This is a genomic window from Nonlabens xiamenensis (assembly GCF_003865345.1).
GTDB lineage: Bacteria > Bacteroidota > Bacteroidia > Flavobacteriales > Flavobacteriaceae > Nonlabens > Nonlabens xiamenensis.
Genome location: NZ_RMVE01000005.1, coordinates 284,873 through 309,647, shown reverse-complemented (window position 1 = coordinate 309,647; position 24,775 = coordinate 284,873). Strand labels below are relative to the sequence as shown.

At 41.4% G+C, this 24,775-nt stretch carries 23 protein-coding genes; 12 read left to right on the top strand and 11 right to left on the bottom strand.

Features of this window, described 5'->3' with window-relative positions:
* Positions 1-13 precede the first annotated feature (13 nt).
* From EGM47_RS14030 to EGM47_RS14005, 6 genes are all read left to right on the top strand, one after another.
* The gene (locus tag EGM47_RS14030; RefSeq protein ID WP_124981457.1) at positions 14-673 is read left to right on the top strand and encodes an ABC transporter ATP-binding protein; all 660 of its coding nucleotides are present in this window, start codon (positions 14-16) and stop codon (positions 671-673) included.
* Between the two features lie 2 nt (positions 674-675).
* Positions 676-1,443 (top strand): TIGR02757 family protein, encoded by a 768-nt coding sequence (locus tag EGM47_RS14025; protein WP_124981456.1) that lies wholly within the window; start codon positions 676-678, stop codon positions 1,441-1,443.
* Positions 1,444-1,677: 234 nt separating this feature from the next.
* Positions 1,678-3,576, top strand: coding sequence for a BatA domain-containing protein (locus EGM47_RS14020; RefSeq protein WP_124981455.1), 1,899 nt, complete (start codon positions 1,678-1,680; stop codon positions 3,574-3,576).
* Complete coding sequence (locus EGM47_RS14015) at positions 3,573-4,823, top strand: dihydroorotase (RefSeq protein WP_124981454.1); 1,251 nt, start codon at positions 3,573-3,575, stop codon at positions 4,821-4,823. Before EGM47_RS14020 ends, EGM47_RS14015 begins: the two co-directional genes overlap by 4 nt.
* Positions 4,816-5,169: a hypothetical protein gene (locus tag EGM47_RS14010; RefSeq protein WP_124981453.1), complete on the top strand. Its 354-nt coding sequence runs from the start codon at positions 4,816-4,818 to the stop codon at positions 5,167-5,169. The genes EGM47_RS14015 and EGM47_RS14010 overlap by 8 nt, the downstream gene beginning before the upstream one ends.
* Positions 5,169-5,840: an alpha/beta hydrolase gene (locus EGM47_RS14005; RefSeq protein WP_124981452.1), complete on the top strand. Its 672-nt coding sequence runs from the start codon at positions 5,169-5,171 to the stop codon at positions 5,838-5,840. Before EGM47_RS14010 ends, EGM47_RS14005 begins: the two co-directional genes overlap by 1 nt.
* A 10-nt stretch (positions 5,841-5,850) precedes the next feature.
* Here the strand turns inward: EGM47_RS14005 and EGM47_RS14000 are convergent, their stop codons facing one another.
* From EGM47_RS14000 to EGM47_RS13990, 3 genes are read right to left on the bottom strand one after another with little or no spacing between them, the layout of a single operon-like run.
* The gene (locus tag EGM47_RS14000) at positions 5,851-6,264 is read right to left on the bottom strand and encodes a hypothetical protein (RefSeq protein ID WP_124981451.1); all 414 of its coding nucleotides are present in this window, start codon (positions 6,262-6,264) and stop codon (positions 5,851-5,853) included.
* A gap of 23 nt (positions 6,265-6,287) precedes the next feature.
* Positions 6,288-6,791 (bottom strand): hypothetical protein, encoded by a 504-nt coding sequence (locus tag EGM47_RS13995; RefSeq protein ID WP_124981450.1) that lies wholly within the window; start codon positions 6,789-6,791, stop codon positions 6,288-6,290.
* A complete protein-coding gene (locus tag EGM47_RS13990; RefSeq protein WP_124981449.1) occupies positions 6,791-7,561 on the bottom strand; it encodes an MBL fold metallo-hydrolase in 771 nt (256 codons plus the stop codon). Before EGM47_RS13990 ends, EGM47_RS13995 begins: the two co-directional genes overlap by 1 nt.
* A gap of 80 nt (positions 7,562-7,641) precedes the next feature.
* Between EGM47_RS13990 and EGM47_RS13985 the strand changes: the two genes are divergently transcribed.
* A complete protein-coding gene (locus EGM47_RS13985; protein WP_124981448.1) occupies positions 7,642-9,126 on the top strand; it encodes a TonB-dependent receptor in 1,485 nt (494 codons plus the stop codon).
* On the opposite strand, the gene bcp is transcribed toward EGM47_RS13985, so the two are convergent.
* On the bottom strand, positions 9,121-9,570 hold the full coding sequence (gene bcp / locus EGM47_RS13980) for a thioredoxin-dependent thiol peroxidase (RefSeq protein ID WP_124981447.1): 450 nt from the start codon (positions 9,568-9,570) through the stop codon (positions 9,121-9,123). The two genes, EGM47_RS13985 and bcp, sit on opposite strands and share 6 nt — an antisense overlap.
* Before the next feature lie 36 nt (positions 9,571-9,606).
* On the opposite strand from bcp, the gene EGM47_RS13975 reads away from it, so the two are divergent.
* Positions 9,607-10,272 carry an endonuclease III domain-containing protein gene (locus tag EGM47_RS13975; RefSeq protein ID WP_124981446.1) on the top strand — a complete coding sequence of 222 codons (666 nt, stop codon included), beginning with the start codon at positions 9,607-9,609 and terminating at the stop codon, positions 10,270-10,272.
* 335 nt (positions 10,273-10,607) lie between these two features.
* On the opposite strand, the gene EGM47_RS13970 is transcribed toward EGM47_RS13975, so the two are convergent.
* Positions 10,608-11,192, bottom strand: a complete 585-nt coding sequence (locus EGM47_RS13970; protein ID WP_124981445.1) for a sigma-70 family RNA polymerase sigma factor — start codon at positions 11,190-11,192, stop codon at positions 10,608-10,610.
* A gap of 208 nt (positions 11,193-11,400) precedes the next feature.
* Between EGM47_RS13970 and uvrA the strand changes: the two genes are divergently transcribed.
* From uvrA to EGM47_RS13955, 3 genes are all read left to right on the top strand, one after another.
* Positions 11,401-14,205 carry an excinuclease ABC subunit UvrA gene (uvrA, locus tag EGM47_RS13965; protein WP_124981444.1) on the top strand — a complete coding sequence of 935 codons (2,805 nt, stop codon included), beginning with the start codon at positions 11,401-11,403 and terminating at the stop codon, positions 14,203-14,205.
* An 18-nt stretch (positions 14,206-14,223) separates the two neighbouring features.
* Positions 14,224-15,300 (top strand): magnesium/cobalt transporter CorA, encoded by a 1,077-nt coding sequence (gene corA, locus EGM47_RS13960; RefSeq protein WP_124981443.1) that lies wholly within the window; start codon positions 14,224-14,226, stop codon positions 15,298-15,300.
* 562 nt (positions 15,301-15,862) lie between these two features.
* Positions 15,863-16,429, top strand: coding sequence for a hypothetical protein (locus EGM47_RS13955; protein ID WP_124981442.1), 567 nt, complete (start codon positions 15,863-15,865; stop codon positions 16,427-16,429).
* A gap of 177 nt (positions 16,430-16,606) precedes the next feature.
* Here the strand turns inward: EGM47_RS13955 and EGM47_RS13950 are convergent, their stop codons facing one another.
* From EGM47_RS13950 to EGM47_RS13940, 3 genes are all read right to left on the bottom strand, one after another.
* A complete protein-coding gene (locus tag EGM47_RS13950; RefSeq protein WP_124981441.1) occupies positions 16,607-17,863 on the bottom strand; it encodes an aminotransferase class I/II-fold pyridoxal phosphate-dependent enzyme in 1,257 nt (418 codons plus the stop codon).
* A 306-nt stretch (positions 17,864-18,169) separates the two neighbouring features.
* The gene (locus tag EGM47_RS13945) at positions 18,170-19,210 is read right to left on the bottom strand and encodes a PLP-dependent cysteine synthase family protein (RefSeq protein ID WP_124981440.1); all 1,041 of its coding nucleotides are present in this window, start codon (positions 19,208-19,210) and stop codon (positions 18,170-18,172) included.
* Between the two features lie 66 nt (positions 19,211-19,276).
* On the bottom strand, positions 19,277-21,328 hold the full coding sequence (locus EGM47_RS13940; RefSeq protein WP_124981439.1) for a S9 family peptidase: 2,052 nt from the start codon (positions 21,326-21,328) through the stop codon (positions 19,277-19,279).
* 189 nt (positions 21,329-21,517) lie between these two features.
* Here EGM47_RS13940 and EGM47_RS13935 point away from each other — a divergent pair, with 189 nt between their 5' ends.
* Complete coding sequence (locus EGM47_RS13935; protein ID WP_124981438.1) at positions 21,518-21,841, top strand: YbaB/EbfC family nucleoid-associated protein; 324 nt, start codon at positions 21,518-21,520, stop codon at positions 21,839-21,841.
* A gap of 169 nt (positions 21,842-22,010) precedes the next feature.
* Here EGM47_RS13935 and EGM47_RS13930 read toward each other — a convergent pair whose 3' ends face one another.
* From EGM47_RS13930 to EGM47_RS13920, 3 genes are read right to left on the bottom strand one after another with little or no spacing between them, the layout of a single operon-like run.
* Entirely contained in the window at positions 22,011-23,273 is a 1,263-nt protein-coding gene (locus EGM47_RS13930; protein ID WP_124981437.1) for an ammonium transporter, read from the bottom strand.
* Positions 23,274-23,324: 51 nt separating this feature from the next.
* The gene (locus EGM47_RS13925; RefSeq protein WP_124981436.1) at positions 23,325-23,663 is read right to left on the bottom strand and encodes a P-II family nitrogen regulator; all 339 of its coding nucleotides are present in this window, start codon (positions 23,661-23,663) and stop codon (positions 23,325-23,327) included.
* A gap of 16 nt (positions 23,664-23,679) precedes the next feature.
* Positions 23,680-24,738, bottom strand: coding sequence for a porin (locus EGM47_RS13920; protein ID WP_124981435.1), 1,059 nt, complete (start codon positions 24,736-24,738; stop codon positions 23,680-23,682).
* Between the last annotated feature and the right edge of the window lie 37 nt (positions 24,739-24,775).

Below are 24,775 nucleotides of genomic sequence, written 5' to 3'. Positions count from 1 at the left end.
CTACCTTTATGCTATGATAGAAGCGACCCATATTAATAAAAGCTTTGGAGACCTACAGGTGCTGAATGACGTAAATTTGCATATTCAACCTGGTGAGGTAGTAAGTGTAGTAGGAAGTTCGGGCGCTGGTAAGACCACCTTATTGCACATACTAGGAACCTTAGAAACACCAGATTCAAGACCTGAGACTCGGTTGAGTATTAATGGAACAGACTTGATGTCATTGAAGCCTAAAGCCTTAAGTCGATTCCGCAATGAGTCCTTAGGTTTTGTGTTTCAATTTCACCAGTTATTACCTGAATTTAGTGCCCTAGAAAATGTTTGTCTTCCTGCCTACATCGGTAATAAGGACAAATCAAGCACAGAAAAACGCGCCAAAGAACTCCTGGATTACCTTAAACTTTCAGACAGGTTTGAACATAAACCCGGTGCCTTGTCTGGAGGTGAACAGCAACGGGTGGCAGTGGCGCGGGCATTGATCAATAATCCTAAAGTCATTTTTGCCGATGAGCCTACAGGAAATTTAGATTCCAGTACCGCCGAAGATTTGCACCAGCTCATTTTTAAACTCAGAGATGAAATGCAACAAACTTTTGTGATCGTTACCCACAATGAAGAACTAGCAGAGTTGGCCGACCGCAAACTCATCATGTCGGACGGGTCGTTCCTATGAAAATGAATCGTAAAGAGCTTAAGGAATTTCTGGAAGCCAAAGTGATCCAGTATAATACCTCGGATTTTATCCCACACGATCCGATTCAAATTCCGCACCGATTTGATGATAAAGAAGATATTGAAATCTCAGGCTTTTTGGTCGCTACTATCGCTTGGGGAAATAGAAAAAGTATCATCAACAACGCCAACCGGCTAATGGAATTGATGGATCATGCCCCCTCAGATTTTATTAAAAACTTTGAAGAAAAAGATCTAGCGCGTTTTGAAGGTTTCGTACACCGGACCTTTAACAGCCAGGACGCCCAAAGCTTTATGAGGTCGTTGCAGCATATCTATGCACATCATGACGGGTTGGAATCCGCTTTCGCGAAAGCGTACCATACAGAAGCCAACTTACAAGAAGGAATATCGGCTTTTAAAAAAGTGTTTTTTGAAATCAAACACCCTGCGAGAACTGAGAAGCACGTGAGCGATCCAGTAAAAAATAGCAGTGCCAAGCGCATCAACATGTATTTGAGATGGATGGTGAGAAAAGATCAGGCTGGCGTTGATTTCGGAATCTGGGATAAAATTCCGTCAAGCTCCCTTTCTTTGCCACTGGATGTGCATACCGGCAATATTGCCAGAAAGTTAGGGCTACTAAAACGTAAGCAGAATGATGCAAAGGCCGTTGGCGAACTCGACCTTCAACTCAGGAAGTTTGACCCAGATGATCCTGTTAAGTATGATTACGCCTTGTTCGGGTTGGGTGCTTTTAAAGAATTGTAAAGCCAAGTTATAGCGCAGTTTGATAAGCAATCGATAGGATTTTAAAACAGAGGACAATAAGGATTGAACGATTCAAACACTGATCAACCCGTGCTCCACTTTAAGTGTTGTTAAAACTCAAGTTGGCGCATAGCCTTCCATTTCCCCATGAAAAAGAACGGCGTTGAGTATATGTAAAATATTATGGTGGCTACAGTCAAAGTGATTATCTTTGACCTTAGGTAACAGAACCAAATGCTATTTAAGAATCCTGCTCTTCTTTACGGTCTATTCTTTCTGCTCATACCTATTTTAGTGCATTTGTTTCAACTGAGGCGATTTAAAAAAGTGGCCTTTACCAATGTTGCCTTTCTAAAGCCACTGATCAATCAAACTAGAAAAAGTCGCCAATTAAAGAAATGGTTGAGCTTGCTCGCGCGGATGCTAGCGATCAGCTGTTTGGTGTTGGCTTTTGCTCAGCCCTATTGGCCTGGCAGCGATACAGCCACCAGCGAAAAGGAAACCTTGATCTACCTGGATAATTCATACTCCATGCAGGCCAAAGGAGCCAAATCCACCTTGTATAATACGGCAGTGACAGATTTGCTGCGATTCTTATCCCCAGATAAGGTGTTCTCCCTATTTACCAACGATCAGGTATTTACAGCCACCAATAAACAACAACTTTCCAATGCACTATTGAATAGTGGTTTTACTGGCAGCGCACTTACTCCCGAACAAATTCAATTAAAGGCCCAGTCGCTTTTCAACAATGATGCGGCGGTCAAAGAGCTGATCCTGATATCGGATTTTCAGAAAAACGGATCTGGTTCATTTACAGACTCCTTACCTGGAATCAAACTCGAATTTGTCAAATTGGAACCGCAAAACCTAAATAATATTTCCATAGACACAGTTTTTGTGGCCAGTCAGAACGGAAGAAAACTTAAGCTCGAGGTTGATCTGTCAGCCAATTATGAGGTAGAAACACCAATCACCATTAGCCTGGACAATGCAGGTATCCTGATGGCCAAGACCAGTGTTAAGCTAGAAAATCAGGAGGGAACAGCAGAGTTTGACCTGGAATTAACCGAGCCACTTCAAGCGAGTGTTAGTATTGAAGATGAAGGCCTGACCTTTGACAATAGCATGTATATCAGCACTAATAATCTGCAAAAGATAAAGGTATTGAGCGTTAACGGAGCCAATGGTAATTTCCTTAATCGATTATATGATGGCCCTGAGTTTGAATATCTAGCGGTGAATGAGCGTGATTTAAATTACAATCTGGTAGCATCACAACAACTTGTCATCTTGAATGAACTGACTGATATTCCCGCAGGTTTGCGATTAGAACTCAATAAATTAATGGCCAATGGAGGGAGTCTTGTCATTATCCCTTCTTTGCAAATGTCTGAACTAGAAATTGCCGGCATACCGACACTGCAGCCGAATGATTTTGAAAAACGCATTACTCAGATCCACTTTTCGCATCCACTGCTGGAAGGTGTTTTCAATAACCGAGTAACCAATTTTCAGTACCCCAGAATCAACACCAGTCTGCTTACAACGAACGCCCTCTCTCCTATTCTTTCGCTGGAAGATGGGTCAAGCTTCCTGTTTCAGAAAGGTAAGATGTACATTTTTACCGCTCCTATCAATCAGGAGAACTCCAACTTTCAAAATTCGCCACTCATTGTACCCATATTTTATAATATGGCCATCAGCGCCTTGCCAGTGCCAGAGTTATATTACAGCTTGGGAACCGACAATCAAATAGCGGTTCCTGCCATCATGGAACAGGATGAAGTCCTAAAACTTGAACTTGATTCGCAGGAATGGATCCCAGCCCAGCAAGCCTTTGATAGCTATGTCATGTTGTCTAGCGGGCAAGAACTCAAACTACCCGGCAGCTACAACGTATTGCAATCTGATAAAAAAATGGCTACGTTGAGCTATAATTTGGACCGCTCAGAAAATAAAATGACCTATTATCAAGATGCTGATTTAGGTCCTGATGTATTTAATGAGGTAAGCGATGTGTTGGACAAGATCAGTCAAGAAGAAAATATACTGAGCCTTTGGAAATATTTTGTGCTGGGTGCCTTGTTTTTTTTAATTTGTGAACTGTTGATCCTAAAGTACTTGAAATGATTCTGATCAAAAATGCTGTCATCGTTGATGCCGATTCGTCACTCCACCTCAAGAAAAGGGATATCCTGATCAAAAATGGTAAAATTCAAAAAATTCAGTCCAAGATCGAGGAACCGAAAGCTAAGTTGATTGAACACCAAAACCTCCATGTTTCTATAGGGTGGTTGGACTCCAGTGTAAGTTTTGGCGAACCGGGCTTTGAGGAGCGCCAAACATTGGAAAATGGACTGAAGGCAGCGGCAGCCGGCGGATTTACTGGTATCATGCTCAACCCTAACAATCAACCCAATCCACAGGACCAATCTGGAATACACTACCTGTTGCAAGCCACGGCAGGAAATGTGGTCAATGTTTTTCCGGTAGGTAACTTAAGCCTGCAACAGGAAGGAGAACATCTGGCAGAATTGTACGATATGAAAAAGGCAGGTGCGGTTTCATTTTACGATTACAAAAAAAGTGTACAGAATGCAAATTTGCTCAAGGTGGGATTGCAATACGCATCGGCTTTTAATGCTGTGATCCAATCCTTTCCTCAAGATAGAAATATCGCAGGAAAAGGCATGATCAATGAAGATGAGAACAGTATACATTTGGGAATAAAATCTATGCCAGGACTGGCCGAGGAAATACAAATTGCTAGAGACATCCGATTGGCCCAATACGCTGGAGGAAGATTACACATCCCTACCGTTTCCACGGTTGAAGGCTTAAAACTCATCAAAAGTGCTAAAGATTCAGGTAGTACCGTAACCAGCAGCGTTAGTATTCACCATTTGACTTTAACCAGTGCTGTACTTACCGACTTTGATACGCGTTTCAAGCTCAATCCTCCGTTGCGGGACAGTAACGAACAAAAAGCCCTGAGAAAATATTTAAACACCAATGCAGTGGACCTGGTGACCAGTGATCACACCCCATTGACCATCGAGCAAAAGGCAGTGGAATTTGATCATGCTGCAGCGGGAACAGTTGGATTAGAATCTTGTTTTGGGGCACTCAATCATATTGTCAGTACCGAAAGAGCTATTGCTTTATTGACCAACGCCTACCAGGTTTTCGGAATAAGCAGACCAAAGATAAAAGAAGATACACTCGCCAATCTGACCTTGTTTGACCCTATTCATGAATATGAATTTGGCGAGGAACATATCATATCCACCAGCAAGAATTCTGCTTTTCTGGGACGTCCAATGAAAGGGAAGATACTTGGTGTGGTCAACAATAAAAAATCTACCTTTTATGTCTAGTCTAGCAGGTAAAAATCTGGCCATTCTGGCTTATGCCAGTAGTCTTTTTTTATACATTCACCTTTTACTGTTTATCGGAGTTTTTGGGATAGCCGTAATTATGAATCAGAATAAAGGGCAGCAATTTGCCGCCTTCCATATACGCCAAATGTTTGGCATTGCTATAATTGCGATTCTTATCAGCGTTTTTGCGGAATTGATACCGACTTGGTATATCGCGTTGCTGATCATCACTTTGATGGTTTTGATTGCCTTATTGGGAATGCTTTCTGCTTTGAGGGATCAAAAAGACCCGCTACCCGTTTTAGGGAGTTATTTTCAAACCTGGTTTAGTTTTATCAAATAATGTCACAACAACTCAGTCTTCAACACCTTACCCGACCTTCCAAGCTGGAAAAAGCCCCCCTTCTTATCTTGTTACACGGATATGGCAGTAATGAGGAAGATCTATTTTCTTTTGCTCCTGAATTGGACGAGCGATTATTCATTATTTCTGTTAGAGCGCCTTATGAATTACCGCCGTATGGTGCCGCATGGTATGCCATCAACTTTGATCCACATGGTGAAAAATTCAGTGACGACGACCAGGCCCGGGAAAGCATGCAAAAATTGATGAGCTTTATAGAGGAAGTCAAACAAACCTATCCCATAGATCCAGCACAGATCAGTCTATTAGGTTTTAGTCAGGGAGCCATACTTTCCTATGGACTTAGTCTTTCGCATCCAAGAGAATTTCAAAATGTAGTAGCCATGAGCGGTTATATCAATGAGGAGTTGATCGCTGGAAAAGAAAATTTGGCGTCTCGCTTTCGCGAAAGCGCAAACACCACGCACTTTTTTATCTCCCACGGCAACATGGATCAAGTGGTGCCCTTTGCTTGGGGAAGCAAGGCGCCTGAGCTATTAAAGGAATGGGGAATTCCACATGTTTTCAATGATTATCCTGTAGGTCATGGGGTAGCCAGGGAAAACTTTTACGACATGAAAAAATGGTTGGAATCACGTCTTTTTTCTTAACAGCTTAGAATCAGTACAATACAACCAGTAAACAGATCAGGGTCAACAAGCCAATCAAGGTCGTGATTCTACCCAGTCGTTTTGATCGGGTCCATCCGGATAGGGAAATGACTGAAATCAACGAAAATATCCCAAGAAAAAAAGAGCAGCTACCAACAATGCGTGGAAAAAACAGGTCGTCATTGACCACGGGAAAAGGATAGCCCTGGGTGGTGAGCAACAGCAGTTTAGTCATCGCAAACACACTGATCAGTAAAAAACCAGCGGCACAGGTAGAAAGAACTAAAATGTAATTGGTCAAACGACTCCGCAGGCTAGCTACCAGAAAATTGGCCAAAATAGCGATGGAGAAACCACAGAGCAGCGAACTAATCAATATGGTTTGATCGGCCAGGCGATTCCAGTATTCAAAACTTATTTCCATGTTCGGTTGGTGATCAGCAGGTATTAGTTTGGATAAAGTACTGTTCCAACTTCGGTAAGTTCTAGTTCATTATTTTCATCAAAAAAATACTGGATAAGTATTTCTCCCCAACGTTGACCGTCGGTAAAATTGGCCAATACCCAGCGGTGATTGATAAACTGAGTATCAATGATATGATAGCCCTTACCAGCGCCTACATAAGGGATCAATGGATTTCCACCAGTTTGAATGTTTAGTTCTAACAATTCGTCGGTTATCAGTGACTTTACTATGTCGGCAGAAGTGCCCAAGGAGTCAAAATAACTCTCGGCTTCAGGATTGCCTTCTAAAGAAAAAGTTGAGCGTTGCTCCCACTCCAACTGTTGGCGTTGCAAATCCTTTCTTGACTCATCACTTTTACTGAGTTCATTCCTAAGTTGGGAAACGTTTTGTTCCAAATCTTCTTGGTATTTCCTACCGTTCACATAAACAATTAAAGCAATGAGTGCGGCAAAAATAAATAGGTATAAATAAATGTTCTTTTTCATCATTTTGAAATAATTTCTAGATTATCATAGCCCAAATACACATTCTCGGGCAAGGTTTGTTGTACTTCTTCGTGGAACCCTAAATGGTGGCTTATGTGGGTAAAATAGGTGCGGTTAGGTTGTAATTCTTCAATCAACACCATCGCCTCTTCCATGTTTAGGTGGGTAGGATGCGGCTCTTTTCTCAACATATTGAGCACGAGCACATCTAGTCCTCTTAGTTTTTGTTTTTCTGAATCGGCAATAGTTTTTACGTCAGTCATATAGGCAAAATTACCTATCCGGAATCCGTGAACAGGTATATATCCATGATCTGCCAGTACCGGAGTGATTTTTACCCCATCTGCGATAAAGCTCTCGTTGCCAAATTCGTGCACATTGAGGGTCGCTACACCTGGATATTTATTCTCAGTAGTAAAGATATAATGGAATCGTTCTTGCAAGGCCTTATGTACTCTAGGGGTCATAAAACACTCCAGATCACCTTGCCGAAAATAAAACGGGCGCAAGTCGTCGAGCCCTGCTGTGTGGTCGGCATGTTCGTGCGTAAAAAAAACGGCGTCCAACCTTGTGATCTTATGTCGCAGCATCTGTTGTCTGAAATCTGGCCCACAGTCGATGACAAAGCGTTTTCCCTGGACCTCAATAAGTGCACTTACGCGCAGTCTTTTATCCTTGGGATCCTGACTCAAACATACTGGATGTGTGCTACCTATAATGGGAATTCCCTGGGATGTTCCAGTTCCCAAGAGCGTGATTTTTACTTCCATAATTGTTTCATAAAAGTATTGATATTTTTTTATAAAGCTAAGGGCTTTGCTACCTTTGTGTAAACAGCAAATAAGCACCAATGGGTATATCCTTGCCTGGCGACCACGATTTTGAATCGGTCCCCTCTCTCAAAAACAAAGCTTTACGAATTAATCTGAACAGAAACATCTACGGTACTTTTGCCGAGATCGGGGCTGGACAGGAAACCGTGAGACATTTTTTTAGAGCAGGTGGCGCCTCTGGAACTATTGCCAAGGCCATGAGCGCTTACGACAAAGATTTCTCTGATGCTGTTTACGGTATACAGGGTGATGGTAGATACGTGACTGAGTCCCGATTGGTGAAAATGCTACAGCACGAGACAGATCTTATCGAGCAAAGACTCTCCAGAGAAAAGCACCCTGAAAAACTCTTTTTTACTTATGCCAATACTGTAGCGACCATTGATTTTGCCAAGCGCTATCTAGGTCACGGTTGGGTGGGTATACGCTTTCAAGCCTCGCCAGAAGAGGATTATTCAGAAATCATATTGCACGTGCGTTTTAAGGAACGTGACGCAAGACTGCAACAAATTACCTTAGGAACATTGGGAACCAATTTGATTTACGGCGCTTTTTATAAGCACGATCAACCCAAGAAATTGCTGCAATACCTATATGACCATATTGATCAAGATAAGATCGAAATTGATATGATCAATTTTTCTGGTCCTCGATTCAAGCAAGTCGACAACCGCCTGATGAGTTTACAGCTGTTAAAAAATGGAATGACGGAGGCGGTCATGTTTGGTCCTGACGGAAACAACATCCTTTCTGCGCGCATATTGTACAAAAAGAATGTATTGGCCTTGCGTGGAAGCTTTAGACCAGTGACCAAAGTGAATATGGATATGTATGAAACTGCCAGGAGAAGGTTTCTAAAATCAGGTACGGTTAAGGAAGAAAAACTAGAAACCATATTTGAAATTACCTTATCCAATTTAAGGGCCAGTGGTGAAATTGACGAGGAAGATTTTATGCATCGAGCTGAGCTTTTATGCTCTCTCGGACAAACAGTTATGATATCCAACTTCAAGGAATACTATAAGTTGGTTGAGTACCTGAATAACTACACGAAAGAACGTATAGGGCTGGTGATGGGAGTCAACAACCTGGTTGATATCTTTGACACCAAATACTATACGCACCTCAGTGGAGGTATTCTGGAAGCCTTTGGTAAACTCTTCTTTAAAGATTTACGCGTTTATCTGTATCCGCTTCTTGACAAAGAGACTGGCGAATTGACCACCAGTGAAAACCTTAAAGTACATCCACGTATGAAGGAATTGTATAAATTCTTCAAGTACAATGGAAAACTTAAGGATATTGAGGATTACAATCCAGATATTCTGCACATTTTCTCCAGGGATGTATTGCGCAAGATTGAACAAGGTGAATCAGGTTGGGAAGAAATGCTGCCAGAAGGTATTGCTGATTTGATGAAAGCGCAAAATTTGTTCGGCTGTAACGAGGAATGTAGCACAGAGTCTGAACCAGAAACCTCGGTAGAGGATGCTCCTTTATAGAATCTGCTCAGCGTGTTCTTTGGTTTTTACCTTTTGGATAACTTCGCTGATGATCCCCTTTTCATCGATCACAAAAGTTGTACGGTGTATCCCATCATATTCTCGGCCCATAAACTTTTTAGGTCCCCAAACCTGATAGGCATTGAGTAGCTCATGGTCTTCATCGGCCAGTAAATCATAAGGTAAATCGTATTTATTTTTAAAATTCTGTTGACGCTTCTGACTGTCGGCACTCGCCCCTAGAATTTCGTATCCGCTTTCGCGAAAGCGGTCAATATTGTCTCTTAAATTACAGGCTTCAGCGGTGCAACCTGGTGTGCTGGCTTTCGGATAAAAGAAAAGCACCAACTTTTTACCTTTAAAGTCAGAGAGGGAAATGGTTTGACCATCCTGGTTGGGGATGCTAAAATCTGGGGCTGGATCACCCGCTTTTAATGAAGTCATAATCGTATTTTTGGGTTTCAAAGCATAAAGATACTAATGAACAAAGCAGAAAAGGTTGCATTTATCATAAATAAGCTAGAAGAGCTCTACCCTACTATTCCTGTTCCTTTAGACCATAAAGACCCTTACACTTTATTGATTGCCGTACTCATGAGTGCACAGAGTACAGACGTCAGGGTCAATCAGATTACCCCTTTACTTTTTGAACGCGCAGACAATCCTTACGACATGGTGAGGCTGAGTGTAGATGAGATCAGGGAAATCATTAAACCGGTGGGTCTCAGCCCAATGAAATCTAAGGGTATTCACGGTTTATCCCAAATTTTAATCGATAAACATAAAGGTCAGGTCCCGCAGACCTATGAAGAATTAGAAGAATTACCGGCCGTCGGACACAAAACCGCGGCGGTGGTATTATCGCAAGCTTTTGGAATACCTGCTTTTCCAGTAGATACGCACATTCATCGCTTGATGTATCGTTGGAACCTCACCAACGGAAAAAATGTAGTTCAAACTGAAAAAGATGCCAAACGGCTTTTTCCCAGAGAAAAATGGAATGACTTACACTTGCAAATCATCTGGTACGGTAGAGAGTATAGTCCTGCCAGAGGTTGGGATCTGGAAAAAGACATCATTACTAAAACAGTAGGTAGAAAAAGCGTGCTCAACCAATATGCCGCCACAAAAAGTAAGAAGAACTGAGGAAGAACTGACCGTCTGGTATTATTTTAAATATCGCGAAAGATGGATGATATACACCTTAAAAAAGCCCATTTCATTTCAAAATGGGCTTTTTTCGAAAACAAAAATTAATTTTTAATTATTGAGTATCTCAAAAGTCATGTTTTTATAATGAGATATACTCAAAGCTTTTGAAAAGCTGAGCAACAGCTTGATGGTATCCTCTTTCGGTCCAAGGGGTTTCACGGATTCTGGTAATGATTCTTTGTAAAGTTTTGCCATTTGGAATTGGGTTTAGTTTTGAATTAAACGCAACTTTCAAGGCTTTATTATAAGAATCGGCCAAAAAACACTAATTATCTTGTCAATACAATATTGTGCTTGTCAATCACCTTGCGCAGGTTGATCAAGGCATAACGCATTCTTCCGAGCGCCGTGTTGATACTAACATCAGTAGCAGCAGCTATTTCTTTGAAGGACATCTCTTTATAGATACGCATCACCAATACTTCTTTTTGATCTTCAGGCAGCTCTTCTACCAATCGTTTAACATCATCGTGCAACTGACTGGTGATCATCTCATATTCCATACTTTCCTCACCATCACTGATCACGTCAAAAATATCAAAATCATTTCTAGACTGGAATTTAGGCATGCGTTTGTTGCGACGGAAATGATCAATCACCAAGTTGTGGGCTATACGCATGACCCAAGGTAGAAACTTACCCTCTTCATTGTATTTGCCGCGTTTAAGGGTTTTGATAACTTTAATGAAGGTATCCTGGAAAACATCTTCAGTGATGTCCCGATCCATAACCTTTGAAAAAATAAAACTGTAGATTCTTTGTTTGTGACGACGGATAAGAATTTCTAGTGATCCTTCATCCCCTTCAATATACTGTCGGACCAGTACTGAGTCTTTAACATTTTCCATAAGCATAGTATAACAACTTTGTTGATCCTCCAGATGTTCCTTGTAGATCGATTTTTAAAGTAATGTTATCCTATACGCGTAGTGTTTAAAAAATGTTAACGGGCTAAATATAGCAACTTTTATTCCAGAATAACAAAATCATGTAACATTATTTAACATTTTTCTTACAATAATGCGGGAAACTGGGACGATCACCGATCTTATATTTGTGCATATGCCCAAAAAAAGCCTTTTTGCCGATATCGATCAGCTAAGCCCTAAAAAGAATATTTTAATTAAGGGAGCCGAGCTACACAACCTTAAACACCTCAATGCCGCGATTCCTAGAAATAAACTGGTGGTCATCACCGGCCTATCAGGAAGTGGTAAGTCTTCCCTGGCCTTTGATACACTTTATGCCGAGGGTCAACGCAGGTACGTAGAAAGTCTATCTTCCTATGCGCGACAATTTCTGGGCCGACTCAATAAACCCAAGGTAGAATATATCAAAGGTATTGCTCCCGCCATTGCGATCGAGCAAAAAGTCAACTCTACCAATCCGCGGTCTACCGTTGGAACCAGTACAGAAATTTACGATTACCTAAAATTGCTTTTTGCCCGCATCGGTCGTACCTACTCTCCTATTTCCGGGAATGAGGTCAAAAAGGATACGGTTACCGATGTCATTAATTATGTAAAATCCCAAGAAGATGGTACCAAGCTACTGTTGACGACTCGATTGATTGTCAAGGGTAAAAGAGAAATCAAGGATCAACTCCAAGTCCTATTGCAACAAGGATACACGAGGATCAAGATCAATGATGATATACATCGCATCGATGAAGAAGGGCTTGAATACAGTAAAAAAGACGAGGTGCGAATTGTAGTAGATCGTATCATTAAAAGAGATGATGAAGATTTTTACAATCGCCTGGCCGACGCTGTGGACACCGCGTTTTTTGAAGGTAAAGGATTAGCCTATATCGAGCATATGAACGGAAGTGCCGTTCGAGAATTTAGCAATAAGTTTGAAATGGATGGAATGGAGTTTTTAGCGCCTAATCCACACTTGTTTAGCTTTAATAACCCATATGGTGCCTGTCCGAAATGTGAGGGATATGGTGATGTGATAGGTATTGACGAGGATCTGGTCATTCCCAACACTGCTTTGTCTATATATGAAAAAGCAGTATTCCCCTGGAGAGGAGATAGTATGTCTTACTACAATGACCAACTGATTAAGCATGCAGCAAAATTTGATTTTCCGATCCACCGGCCTTGGTTTGAATTAACTCAGAAGGAAAAGGATCTGGTTTGGAATGGGAATAAACATTTTCAAGGAATCAATGCCTTTTTTGAGGAACTGGAAGCAAAAGCTTATAAAATTCAAAATAGGGTGATGTTGTCCCGATACAGAGGCAAAACACGTTGCAGTAATTGCGGTGGTGCACGCTTGCGCAAAGAGGCTTCCTACGTAAAGATCAACGATACTACGATAACTGATCTTGTGGTGATGCCCATTAAGGAACTAGTGGAGTTCTTTAAGGAACTCGAACTCAACGAACACGATAGTCAGGTCGCTAAGCGTTTGTTGGTCGAAATCAACAACAGGTTAGGTTTTTTGGCCGATGTAGGGTTAAGTTATCTAACACTCAACCGAAAATCAAATAGCCTTTCTGGAGGAGAGAGTCAGCGCATCAATCTAGCCACTTCTTTGGGAAGCAGTTTGGTGGGCAGCATGTATATACTGGACGAACCCAGCATCGGCTTGCACCCCAGAGATACCCAACGCTTGATAAAAGTATTAAAAAACCTGAGGGATTTGGGTAACACGGTGATCGTGGTTGAACATGATGAGGAAATCATGCAAGCGGCTGATGAAATCATAGATATTGGACCCAAAGCCGGAACTCATGGCGGCGAAGTGGTGGCTGCGGGAAGTCTGGAGAAAATATTAGCTTCAGATAGTCTTACGGCTCAATACCTTAATGGAAGTATGGAGATTCCGCTTCCGCGAAAGCGAAGAAATCATAAATACCATATTGACATCGTAGGCGCCCGTCAAAACAACCTAAAAAATATTGACGTGCGTTTTCCTTTGGGTGTACTAACTATGGTTACAGGAGTGTCTGGTAGTGGAAAATCTACACTGGTCAAACAAATTTTATACCCAGCCTTACTTAAGAGATTGGGAGGTTATGGTAAAAAAGCGGGCCAATTTACTGATATCAAAGGCAAGTTTGAAAACCTCAAGACGGTCGAATTTATTGACCAAAATCCTATTGGTCGGAGTTCGCGATCAAATCCGGTGACCTACGTCAAAGCCTACGACGATATCAGGAATATTTATGCCAATCAGAAATTGTCCATAATTCGTAACTATAAGGCTAAACACTTTTCATTTAACGTGGATGGTGGTAGATGCGAAACCTGTAAAGGAGATGGTGAAGTCACCATCGAAATGCAGTTTATGGCAGATGTTACATTGACTTGCGAAACCTGTAAAGGGAAGCGATTTAAAAAAGAGGTCCTGGAAGTAACTTATCACGGTAAAAATATCGATGATCTCTTAAATATGACAATCGATGACGCCATTGCTTTTTTTGAGAAACACGAAGAAAGAAAAGTCATCAAAAAACTCCAACCACTTCAAGATGTAGGTCTAGGCTATGTCACTTTAGGACAAAGCTCCTCAACCTTATCTGGTGGTGAAGCACAACGTATTAAATTGGCCAGTTTTCTGGTCAAAGGAACAACTAACGATAAGACCCTGTTTATTTTTGATGAACCCACAACAGGACTACATTTTCACGATATCAACAAACTATTAGACAGTTTTAATGCCTTGATTGATAAAGGTCATTCGGTGATCGTGATCGAGCATAATATGGATCTGATCAAATGCGCCGACTATGTAATCGATTTAGGACCTGAAGGTGGTCAGGAAGGAGGACGACTTGTAGCCACCGGTACACCAGAAGAGGTAGCCAAGGTCAAAGAGAGCTATACCGCTCCTTATATTGCAGAAAAGCTATCTTAGCATTAGTATTACAAGCCTATGAAGACCCCAAAGCTAAGACTTAGACGCAAGGCGACCCCAAAGTCAAAAAGTACCGTGTTTCAGCCACCTGGAACTATTTCGTATGTAGGAGAAGAGCGCGATGGAGAAGTCACAGCAGAAACGATTTTATACGATAAAGATCATTATTCTAAGCAGTATGGGATTTTCCTGGATCAGCTCAAGGAAGACCGGGTAAACTGGTTCAATATAGACGGTGTACACGATATAGACTTATTGGAAAAAGTTGGATCCAAATTCCACTTACATCATTTGTTACTGGAAGATATTGCCAATACCACCCAACGTCCTAAAACCGAGTTTTATGGAGAATATATTTATCAATGTATAAAAATGATTTCCTATGATACAGAAAACAACGAACTCAATGAAGAGCAGGTAAGTATTATCCTGACACAGGATGCCGTTATCACTTTTCAGGAAAAAACAGGGGATGTTTTTGAGAACATAAGAGACCGGATTGAAAACAGTAAAGGGAGAATACGTTCCGTTAAAAATGATTATTTGTTTTATGCGTTGATCGATAGTGTTATCGACCATTATTTTATCGCCGTGGAACAGATTGGGGATTACCTGGACCAATTAGAAGATGAAATATTTGAGGAACCACAAAAGGATAGCCTCAATAAGGCCCAACGCAATAAGCGGTTGTTGCTCAGTTTAAGAAGAGCCATTTATCCGCTGCGGGAGTCCATCAGCAGATTATTAAAAGAGGATAGCACTTTGATCGATTCAAGGACACATGCTTACTTTCAAGATGCCTATGATCACTGTATACAGATTATAGAAACGGTGGAATCGTATCGCGAAATCAATGCAGGACTAAGGGATATGTATTTGTCCAGTGTAAGCCATAAAATGAATCAAGTCATGCAGGTATTGACTATTGTGAGTTCGTTATTTATCCCTATGACTTTTGTGGCTGGTATTTACGGGATGAATTTTGAACATATACCAGAACTGACCTGGGAGCATGGCTATCAATACTTCTGGATTCTAAACGCCATTATATTTGTAAGCTTGCTTGGATTCTTCAGATGGAAAAAATGGCTCTGATTTGCCGTTTATCGAATAAATAACAAAGAATACTTGCCAATCCCGATATACTATGTATTTTTGCACGCTCATTTGAAGAAAATCATACTCAATGTATTGTTTTTCAGATAAATGTGATTTTGAAGAGTATTTTTTCATAAAGTTTTTTTGGTTGGTTAGTAGGAAATCCTGAGAGGTCGCTCGATCACTCGGGATTTCTTTATTCTGCAACCACCATGATATTCTTCGGTATTTTATTATGCGCGCATAATAGTTTGGCATGGGAATTGAATAATATGGTAGGAAGGTTATTAAGAGTAATTTTCGTAAAGTTTTTTGGTTGGTTAGTGAGAAATCCCGGAGGTTTGCAAGAGCGTTCGGGATTTCCTTTTCAAGGCAGTTAAATCAAAGAATGAGTAATAATTTTATTATGTACGCATAATACTTTGGCACGGGAATTGAAACATACTATAAGAAGGTTATTAAGAGTAATTTTCATAAAGTTTTTTGGTTGGTTAGTGGGAAATCCCGAGAAGTCTATATGGACGACTCGGGATTTCTTTTTAATACCTATTTTCGCTCCATGAAAAAATGGATAGCATTTCTGATCTTGCCTTTGTTTCTGGCCTGTAAAGAGGCCAAAGAGTTTGAGTCCACCACGGCTGAAGAAACACCCGCTGACGTAAAAAAGGCATTCGACTTTCCCAACGATTATTTAGGTGTGTATAAAGGTGATCTGGAAATCACTACCAGTAACGGTGTCAATTCCATTCCCATGGAATTTCATTTACTATCTACTGCCGATAGCACACGTTTTGATTATAAAATATTTTACGGTGAAGAGCGGTCTGAAAGAGCTTACACCCTCATTAGCACGCCGAATCCGAATGTCTTTGAGTTGGATGAGAATAACGGTATCATACTTCCTGTTGCTTATGCAGATGGTACGCTCTTTAGTACTTATCAGGTAGCGGGTAACCTTTTGAATAGTACCGAAAAGTTTTATCCGGACCACATGGATTTTATGATCACCATGTCCAGCCTACAGGATTCAACGACCGCAGGAAAGGCCGAAGGCTATAAAGTAGATACCTACCCGATCAGCGTGATACAACAAGCTTACCTGAAAAAAAATAAGGACAGCCTGTAACAGAAATATTGAAAATAAACAAGAGGCGGCCCCAACAGAAGATTTATATGATCAAACTGAGCTTGTCGAAGTTTTTAGTTTCTTCATCTTCAAACGATCTTCGACAAGCTTAGACTGACAACATTTTACAATGTATGTTTTTTAGGCAACCTCTCTTAATGGATCAAAACGCATTACTTAGGACATCGCCTCAGCAACTTTTGCGCTTAGTCTTTTATACACACCGCCTTCTAATCGGTCTCTGATCGCAGAGAACGCATCCAGCGTCTCTTCTACATCTTCCAGTGTATGCGATGCTGTTGGGATCAATCTCAATAATATCATTCCCTTCGGAATCACTGGATAAACTACGATCGAACAGAAAATTCCAAAATTTTCTCGCAAGTCTTTGACCAAAGCCATAGCTTCTGGTATACTCCCTTTTAAATAAACTGGAGTCACACAGGATTGCGTAGTACCGATGTCAAAACCTCTGTCTTTGAGTCCGTTTTGAAGAGCATTAACGTTCTCCCAAAGCTTTTCTTTTAGTTCTGGCATGGTGCGTAACATATCCAAACGTTTTAAAGCACCTTTGACCAATTGCATTTGAAGTGATTTGGCAAACATCTGCGAACGCAAATTGTATTTCAGGTAATCAATAATCTCTTTATCCGCTGCAATGAAAGCTCCTGTACTGGCCAGTGATTTGGCAAATGTGGCAAAATACACATCAATTTGATCTTGTACGCCTTGCTCCTGCCCTGCTCCGGCTCCAGTTTTACCTAGTGTTCCAAAACCATGTGCATCATCCACAAATAGTCGGAAGTTATACTTTTCCTTCAAGGCAACAATCTCCTTCAAACGCCCTTGCTCACCTCGCATACCGAAAACTCCTTCCGAAATCACCAGAATACCACCACCAGTCTGTTCGGCGATTTTGGTAGCACGCTGTAAATTTTTCTCTATACTTTCAATATCGTTGTGCTTATAGGTAAATCTTTTACCATGATGCAATCGTACACCATCAATGATACAGGCATGAGCATCTACATCATAGACTATGACATCATCCTTGGATACCAGTGCATCTACAGTGGAAACCATACCTTGATACCCAAAATTCAACAAATAGGCGGCTTCTTTTTCAACAAATTCGGCCAATTCGTCTTGTAATTGTTCATGCAAATCGGTATGACCAGACATCATTCGGGCACCCATAGGATAGGCACTTCCATATTCAGCACCAGCCTCTGCATCTACCTTCCTTACCTCTGGATGATTAGCCAGTCCTAAGTAGTCATTGACACTCCAGGTGATGACCTCTCGACCATTGAAACGCATTCGGTTGGCAATAGGTCCTTCCAATTTCGGAAATACAAAATATCCTTCAGCTACACTTGCCCATTTACCTAATGGTCCCTTGTCCTTATAAATTTTGTCAAATAAGTCCTTCATATCATTTATTAAGCAGGCAAATATACAAAGTATGAAGGATTATACATATACTATGCATGCATAGTAATAAGAATTTTACGCACAATTGGGTGATAAGTCATTGATATAACAATGGCTTACATACAACCTACGATATATTCTAAATTTCAGATAATACTGGTAAGGAGAACAACCTTAATAACTTCCAGCTACTCCTTCAATAAACAGAAGCTATTTTTTACAAAAAATCCATTCCCATTAGCAGCTGCATAGGATAACCGAATGCATTGATGAAACTGGCCTCTGCTCCAACAAGCAAGCTTCAATCTACTTGATATACTCGATATGCTGCTGGTCGGCTGTAGATTTGGAATCAAAAAAGCCTTGGTCCTGCATCCACTGATCATTATAAATCTTGCTCATGTAACGAGAACCGTGGTCAGGAAATATAACAACCACCTTAGAGTCCTTGTCAAATACACCTTGGCTTGCCAGTTGTTTCACCGCCTGCATGGCCGCTCCACTGGTATAACCAACGAATAGACCTTCAGTTTGAGAAATCAACCTCGCCATATGGGCGGCATCTTCGTCCTTTACCTTGGTAAAACTGTCAATAGTATCAAAATCTGTAGCTGTTGGAATCAGATTTTTCCCCAGTCCTTCAATACGGTATGGGTATATTTCATCCTTGTCAAATTCTTGGGTCTCATGGTATTTTTTCAGTACACTACCATAAGCATCTACCCCCAAAATCTTGATGTTGGGATTTTGCTCTTTAAGAAACCTCGCCGTACCAGAGATCGTTCCTCCGGTTCCACTACAAGCTACCAGATGTGTGATCTCACCAGCCGTTTGTTCCCAGATTTCAGGGCCCGTGGTGTTGTAATGAGCATCTATGTTCAGTTCATTAAAATATTGATTGATATAGATACTGTCTTTGATTTCTTCATGTAATCTTTTCGCAACTTGGTAATAACTGCGTGGATCATCTGCACTGACATGTGCGGGACAAACATATACTTTGGCCCCCATGGACTTCAGCATATCAATCTTGTCTGCACTTGATTTAGAGCTCACGGCTAGTATGCAGTCATAACCTTTAATCCTGCTCACCATGGCGATGCTGAATCCGGTATTTCCAGAAGTGGTCTCAATGATGGTATGGCCTGGTTGAAGTATTCCTTTGCGTTCTGCTTCTTCTATAATGTGAAGGGCGATGCGATCTTTAGACGAATGGCCAGGGTTAAACGCTTCTACTTTGGCGTAATAGCTTCCCGGAAAATCTTGAACCGTTTTGGAAAGTTGAATCAATGGGGTCTCTCCTATCAGTTCAAGTACGCTATGGTACGCTTTAATGTTGTCGCTCATATATTGGGTTTTGAGTCTGCACAAAAAATCTGCACAAAAACGTGGCAAATTTACACAAAAAATTCTCTAGGTAGTGATCTTTTCCAGATCCAGCAGAAAGGCAAAGTCCTGCGCCACTTCTTTTAATGCTTCATACCGGCCGGAGGCGCCACTGTGACCGCTACTCATGTCGGTTTTAAACAACAACAAATGATTGTCTTTTTTTAATTCCCTTAGTTTCGCAACCCATTTGGCAGGCTCCCAATATTGCACCTGTGAATCATGATAACCGGTCGTACAGAATATATGTGGATAATCTTGTTCCTTAATTTGGTCATAGGGCGAATAACCAAGCATATACTCATAACTATCTTTTTGGTGCGGATTCCCCCATTCGTCATATTCTCCAGTAGTAAGTGGTATACTATCATCCAGCATGGTCGTCACCACATCTACAAATGGGACAGCGCTCAAAATACCATTATACAGCCTGGGTGCCATATTTATGATCGCTCCCATTAATAAACCTCCAGCCGAACCGCCCGAGGCATATAAATGAGGTGCAGTGGTATAGCCCTGGGTAATTAAGTGCCGACTACAGGCAATAAAATCGGTGAATGTGTTGCGTTTGTGAAACATTTTCCCATGTTCGTACCATTCCCTTCCCAGGTATTCTCCACCCCTCACATGCGCAATGGCAAATATGAATCCGCGATCCAGCAGACTTAACCTCGAAATGGAAAAATAAGGATCTATCGTACTTCCATAACTACCATAACCATATTGTAAGAGTGGGTTGCCACCTTCCACCCTTCTATCCTTTCGGTAAACCAGACTGATCGGTATTTTGGCACCATCTTCAGCTGTTGCCCAGACCCGTTCAGAATGGTAATTATCTGGATCAAAGTCAGGGTCTTCTATAGGTTGTGTTTTTAAAATTATTTCCTCTCGCGTCTCCATGTCAAATTCGATCACCGATGGAGGCAATGTCATGGAATTATAACTATACCTAAGCTTATTGGTTTTGAACTGAAAATTGGCACTGGTATAAGCGGTATAGGTTTCGTTGCTGAAGGGCAAGAAATAGTCTACGGTACCATCCCAAGCCTTGATTCGGATTCGATTGAGCCCATTGAACCTATCTGAAACCACAAAATATTTCTCAAAAATGTCAAAATCCTCCAGCAACACCTCTGGATCATGAGCGATCACTTCTTCCCAATTTTCCATTTCTGGTGTACTGCAAAGTGTACGCATGATTTTAAAGTTGGTCGCCCCATCTTTATTGGTCATCAGGTAAAAATGATCCTGATAATGAGATACACTATATTCAATTTCTGGCTGCCGCTCCTGAACCAATTGAAATGCCGCACCAGGCTGATCAGCTTTGATAAATCTGACTTCATCTGAAAGCGTAGCTGAGGACTTGATCATGATATATTCCTCCGAAAGCGTTTTATATATAAAGCAGTTAAAGGTCTCATCCTTTTCCTCATAGATCAACTCATTGGTTTCGGCTGGTCGATGTATTTGATATCTAAAAATCTGATTAGCTCGCAAAGTTTGAGGGTCCTTGCGGGTAAAGAACAGCGTTTTGTTGTCATTAGCCCATACAGATCCTCCAGTTGTACCTTTCAGTGAATGTGGCAAGATATCACCAGTGGTTAGGTCCTTAACAAAAAGTTGATATTCTCGTCTCCCGATTTGATCGATACCAAATGCTACCATTTTATTATCGGGCGAAACATTCATACCGGTAAGCTTATAGTAATCATGACCCTGAGCCATCTCATTGACATTGAACAACAATTCTTCGTGCTGGGTTCCGTCCTGGCGTCTATAATAATAGGGATAGCTTTCCCCTATTTCCATCCTGCTGAAATACCAATATCCATTGAGTAGATAGGGAACCGATTGATCATCTTCCTTTAAACGACCCTTGATTTCTTCAAACAGCTTATTTTTTAAGTCGGCTGTATGTGCGGTCATGGCCTCATAGTACTCATTTTCGTTTTCTAAGTGGCGGATAACTTCTGGGGCATCACGCTCACTCATCCAGTGATAATAATCGATGCGTTGGTGGTCGTGGGCATCGTGAACATGAGCAATCTTTTTGGCAATTGGAGCTTGGTGGGCCATAAAACTTAGTTTTTCAGCGGTGCAAGATATAAAATAGGTAGTCTATTTGCCGTCATTGTCCTAAGAGACTTATTTTTGTTTCGCTTTCGCGAAAGCGGACACAGAAATGGCATTTAGGTAGCGGAGCAACTCAAAGTTTCCTGCCCCTGATTGCCGAACACATGAATGATAAACAAAAAAACGAAAGATATGTTTGGAGATATGATGGGTATGATGGGAAAACTCAAGGAGACACAGGAAAAGGTTGAAGCCACCAAGAAGCGCATGGATACGGTAATGGTGCAAGAGCAAAGTAGCGATGGCTTGCTTAAAATCACCCTCACAGCCAATCGCCAGGTAAAAAATGTAGAAATAGATGATAGCCTATTGGAAGACAAAGATCAGTTGGAAGATTATTTGATCAGTGTGATGAACAAAGCACTGGATCGAGCCGAAAACATACATGATACGGAAGTGGCTGCCGTAGCCAAAGACGGTATGCCTAACATTCCTGGTATGGATCTTTTTAAATAGACTACAGCCAGGTTGATTTGAAAAAAGGGAGGCTGCCTAGAAAGCAACTTTCTAATGACCGAGAGACCAGAATTGTTATTTCTAGCTCTTTAAATAACCTGATGACTTACCAATAAAAAATCCGCCATTACGGCGGATTTTATTTTAGACGTTTTAGTTTGGGTTGATATTAGTCCTCGGCATAGATATTCACACCGTGCTCGTGCATATCCAGACCTTCTTCCTCTTCTTTGGCACTTACTCGCAGACCAATGGTCTTTTTCAGCACAAACAATAGCACGAAACTTGTAACCACTGCCCAACCGATGTAGGACAAAGATCCTAAGGCTTGCACTCCTAAGAGTTTGAAACCATCACCAGAGATCAATCCGCCTTCCAGCGCAAATACTCCTACTAGTACGGTTCCAAGGAATCCGCAGGTTCCATGAACAGAGATCGCTCCTACTGGATCGTCGATTCGTAATTTTTTATCGAGGAATTCAATAGACATCACGACCACGATACCGCAAATCAGACCAATACAAATAGCGCCGATCGCGCTGACTGCGCCACATCCAGCGGTGATACCCACCAACCCGGCAAGACCACCATTCAAGGTCATGGACAAATCAGCCTGCCCATATCTCAACCAGGTATAAGCCAGTGCTGCCATTGCTCCAATAGCTGCGGCAAGATTAGTGTTGATGATCACGCTACCAGCAGCGATGGTATCATCGCCTCCCCAGGCCAATTGAGATCCACCATTGAATCCAAACCAGCCCAACCAAAGTATTAAGACTCCCAAGGCACCGTAAAGCATATTGTGTCCAGGGATTACATTTACCTTTCCGTCTACGTACTTGCCGATTCTAGGGCCAACTAGTTTTGCAGCCACCAACGCGGCTCCACCACCTACTGCATGTACCACTGAAGAACCTGCAAAATCTATAAAGCCTAATTCATTTAACCAAGCATTTTCATCGAAGGGCCAATACCAACTTCCTGATATGGGATAGATGATGGTGGTCAGTACCGCTGAAAAGATCAGGTAGGTTGAAAATTTTGTACGTCCGGCTACAGCACCAGATACAATGGTAGCTGCGGTGGCACAGAATACTGTTTGAAAGAACAAGTTATACCAATCGGTTGCGTGAAAGAGAAAATAGCCCTGTTCTTCACTGCTGAATCTCATAAACCCACCTGCCACAACAATGTCGCCATACATAAATGCATAACCAACGGTAAAAAACATGATGGAGCCAATAGCTAAGTCCATGACGTTTTTCATAATAATATTCCCAGCGTTTTTGGCCCTGGTAAATCCAACCTCTACAAGGGTGAATCCAGCCTGCATAAAAAATACCAGGATGGCACAAAGCGTGATCCATAAGGCACCCATGTCTCCTTTCAAGGCAAGGGCAGCATCCAGTGCTTCTTTTTGTACTTCATTCATAATGATAATAGTTTTCTAGGTTGATAAAGATTGATTGAATTGAGGTGTAGGTTATTTGAGGGTGTCTTTGCCTTTTTCGCCAGTTCTTATTCTGTAGCTTTCCTCGATAGTAGAGACAAATATTTTTCCATCACCCACATCTCCTGTACGCGCAGATTCAAGAATGGCGTTGACAGTTTGTTCCTCAAATTCATCTGTCACCACAATGGATAGGTATCTGCGTTGAATATCGCTTGTACTATAGGATACGCCTCTGTACACTGAGCCTTTTTTTTCATTTCCCAAACCGGTAACATCCCAATAGGAAAAGAAATTCACGTCAACGGCATGCAGGGCTTTCTTTACTGCCGAAAACTTAGATTTTCTGATAATGGCTTCGATTTTTTTCATTTTTACATTGGTTTAATTAAAATTTATAGATGGCTGCCACCAGAAAAGAAGCGAGCGAATCGGCAGGTTCCAGATCAGCGTCTAGGAAGGTATCCTCACTCGTGCTGTCAATTCTTATTTCTGGTTTAATGGTAAAGTCTTCGATTTCATAGCTTCCAGTAAGGGTTAAAGCAATCACCGAGGCATCTCCTGATTCATCATAGCCACCGATGGCGAGTACGCCTTCCTCAGTCTCGGCAAAGTACTCTCCTCTAAGACCTAATTTAAAAGCATCACTTAACGCGTACTGTGGATATAAAGCAACTCCGTAAAAAGCGGCATCATCAGTTGTATTGTAAGTGGCATTGAGTCCTAAATAAAAGCTGTCACTCAAGTCATACCCAGTGGTAAGGTCTACCTGGAAAGTAGCCTCAGTATTTCCTCCTTGTTTACCGTAAAGAAAATTGAGAAAAGTACTCTTGTAAGCCAATTGTGTTCCGACTGTGTAATCATTATCAGGATTGAACTCGGTGGCATCGGTATTATTAAAAATTCCTGCCATGATAGCAAAATCATCTGATAAACTGAAATCGGCTTTTATTCCTGTATGGGAAAATGGACCAAAAGAAAACATATAGGAAGTGCTATAATTGAAATTTCCGGTCGGTGAAATGACTTCATAACCTAAGAAGGTATTGAAATTACCAAAGGTAAGCGTGGTCGTTTCACTAACATTCCAGTATACATATAGTTGGTTTAAAATATTTGAACTACCACCAGGTCGCAACTCAGGAGACAAAAAGGTAGCATCCTCTCCCCTTGGGCCAAAGACCAGATCGGCAACGGCACCAACTTTACCATTTTTGCTTTCAAATGAACCAACAACGTTAGCCATGCCTAAGGCAAAGCCATTCAAATTGGCAAATGAGGTATTGGGGGCAATGGCATCTTCACCATTAGGTCCTGTGAGATTCTGTCTAGCGTAGACATCGACACTACCCGACAAGGTGAATGTTTTCTTTTCAGTGTTTTCTTCTTGTTGTGCAAATGCAGTCATGGCCAAAAGAATCATACAGAAGGAAAATAGAGTTTTCATAAAATAGGTTTTTGATTGATTTGATGATGTAAACCTA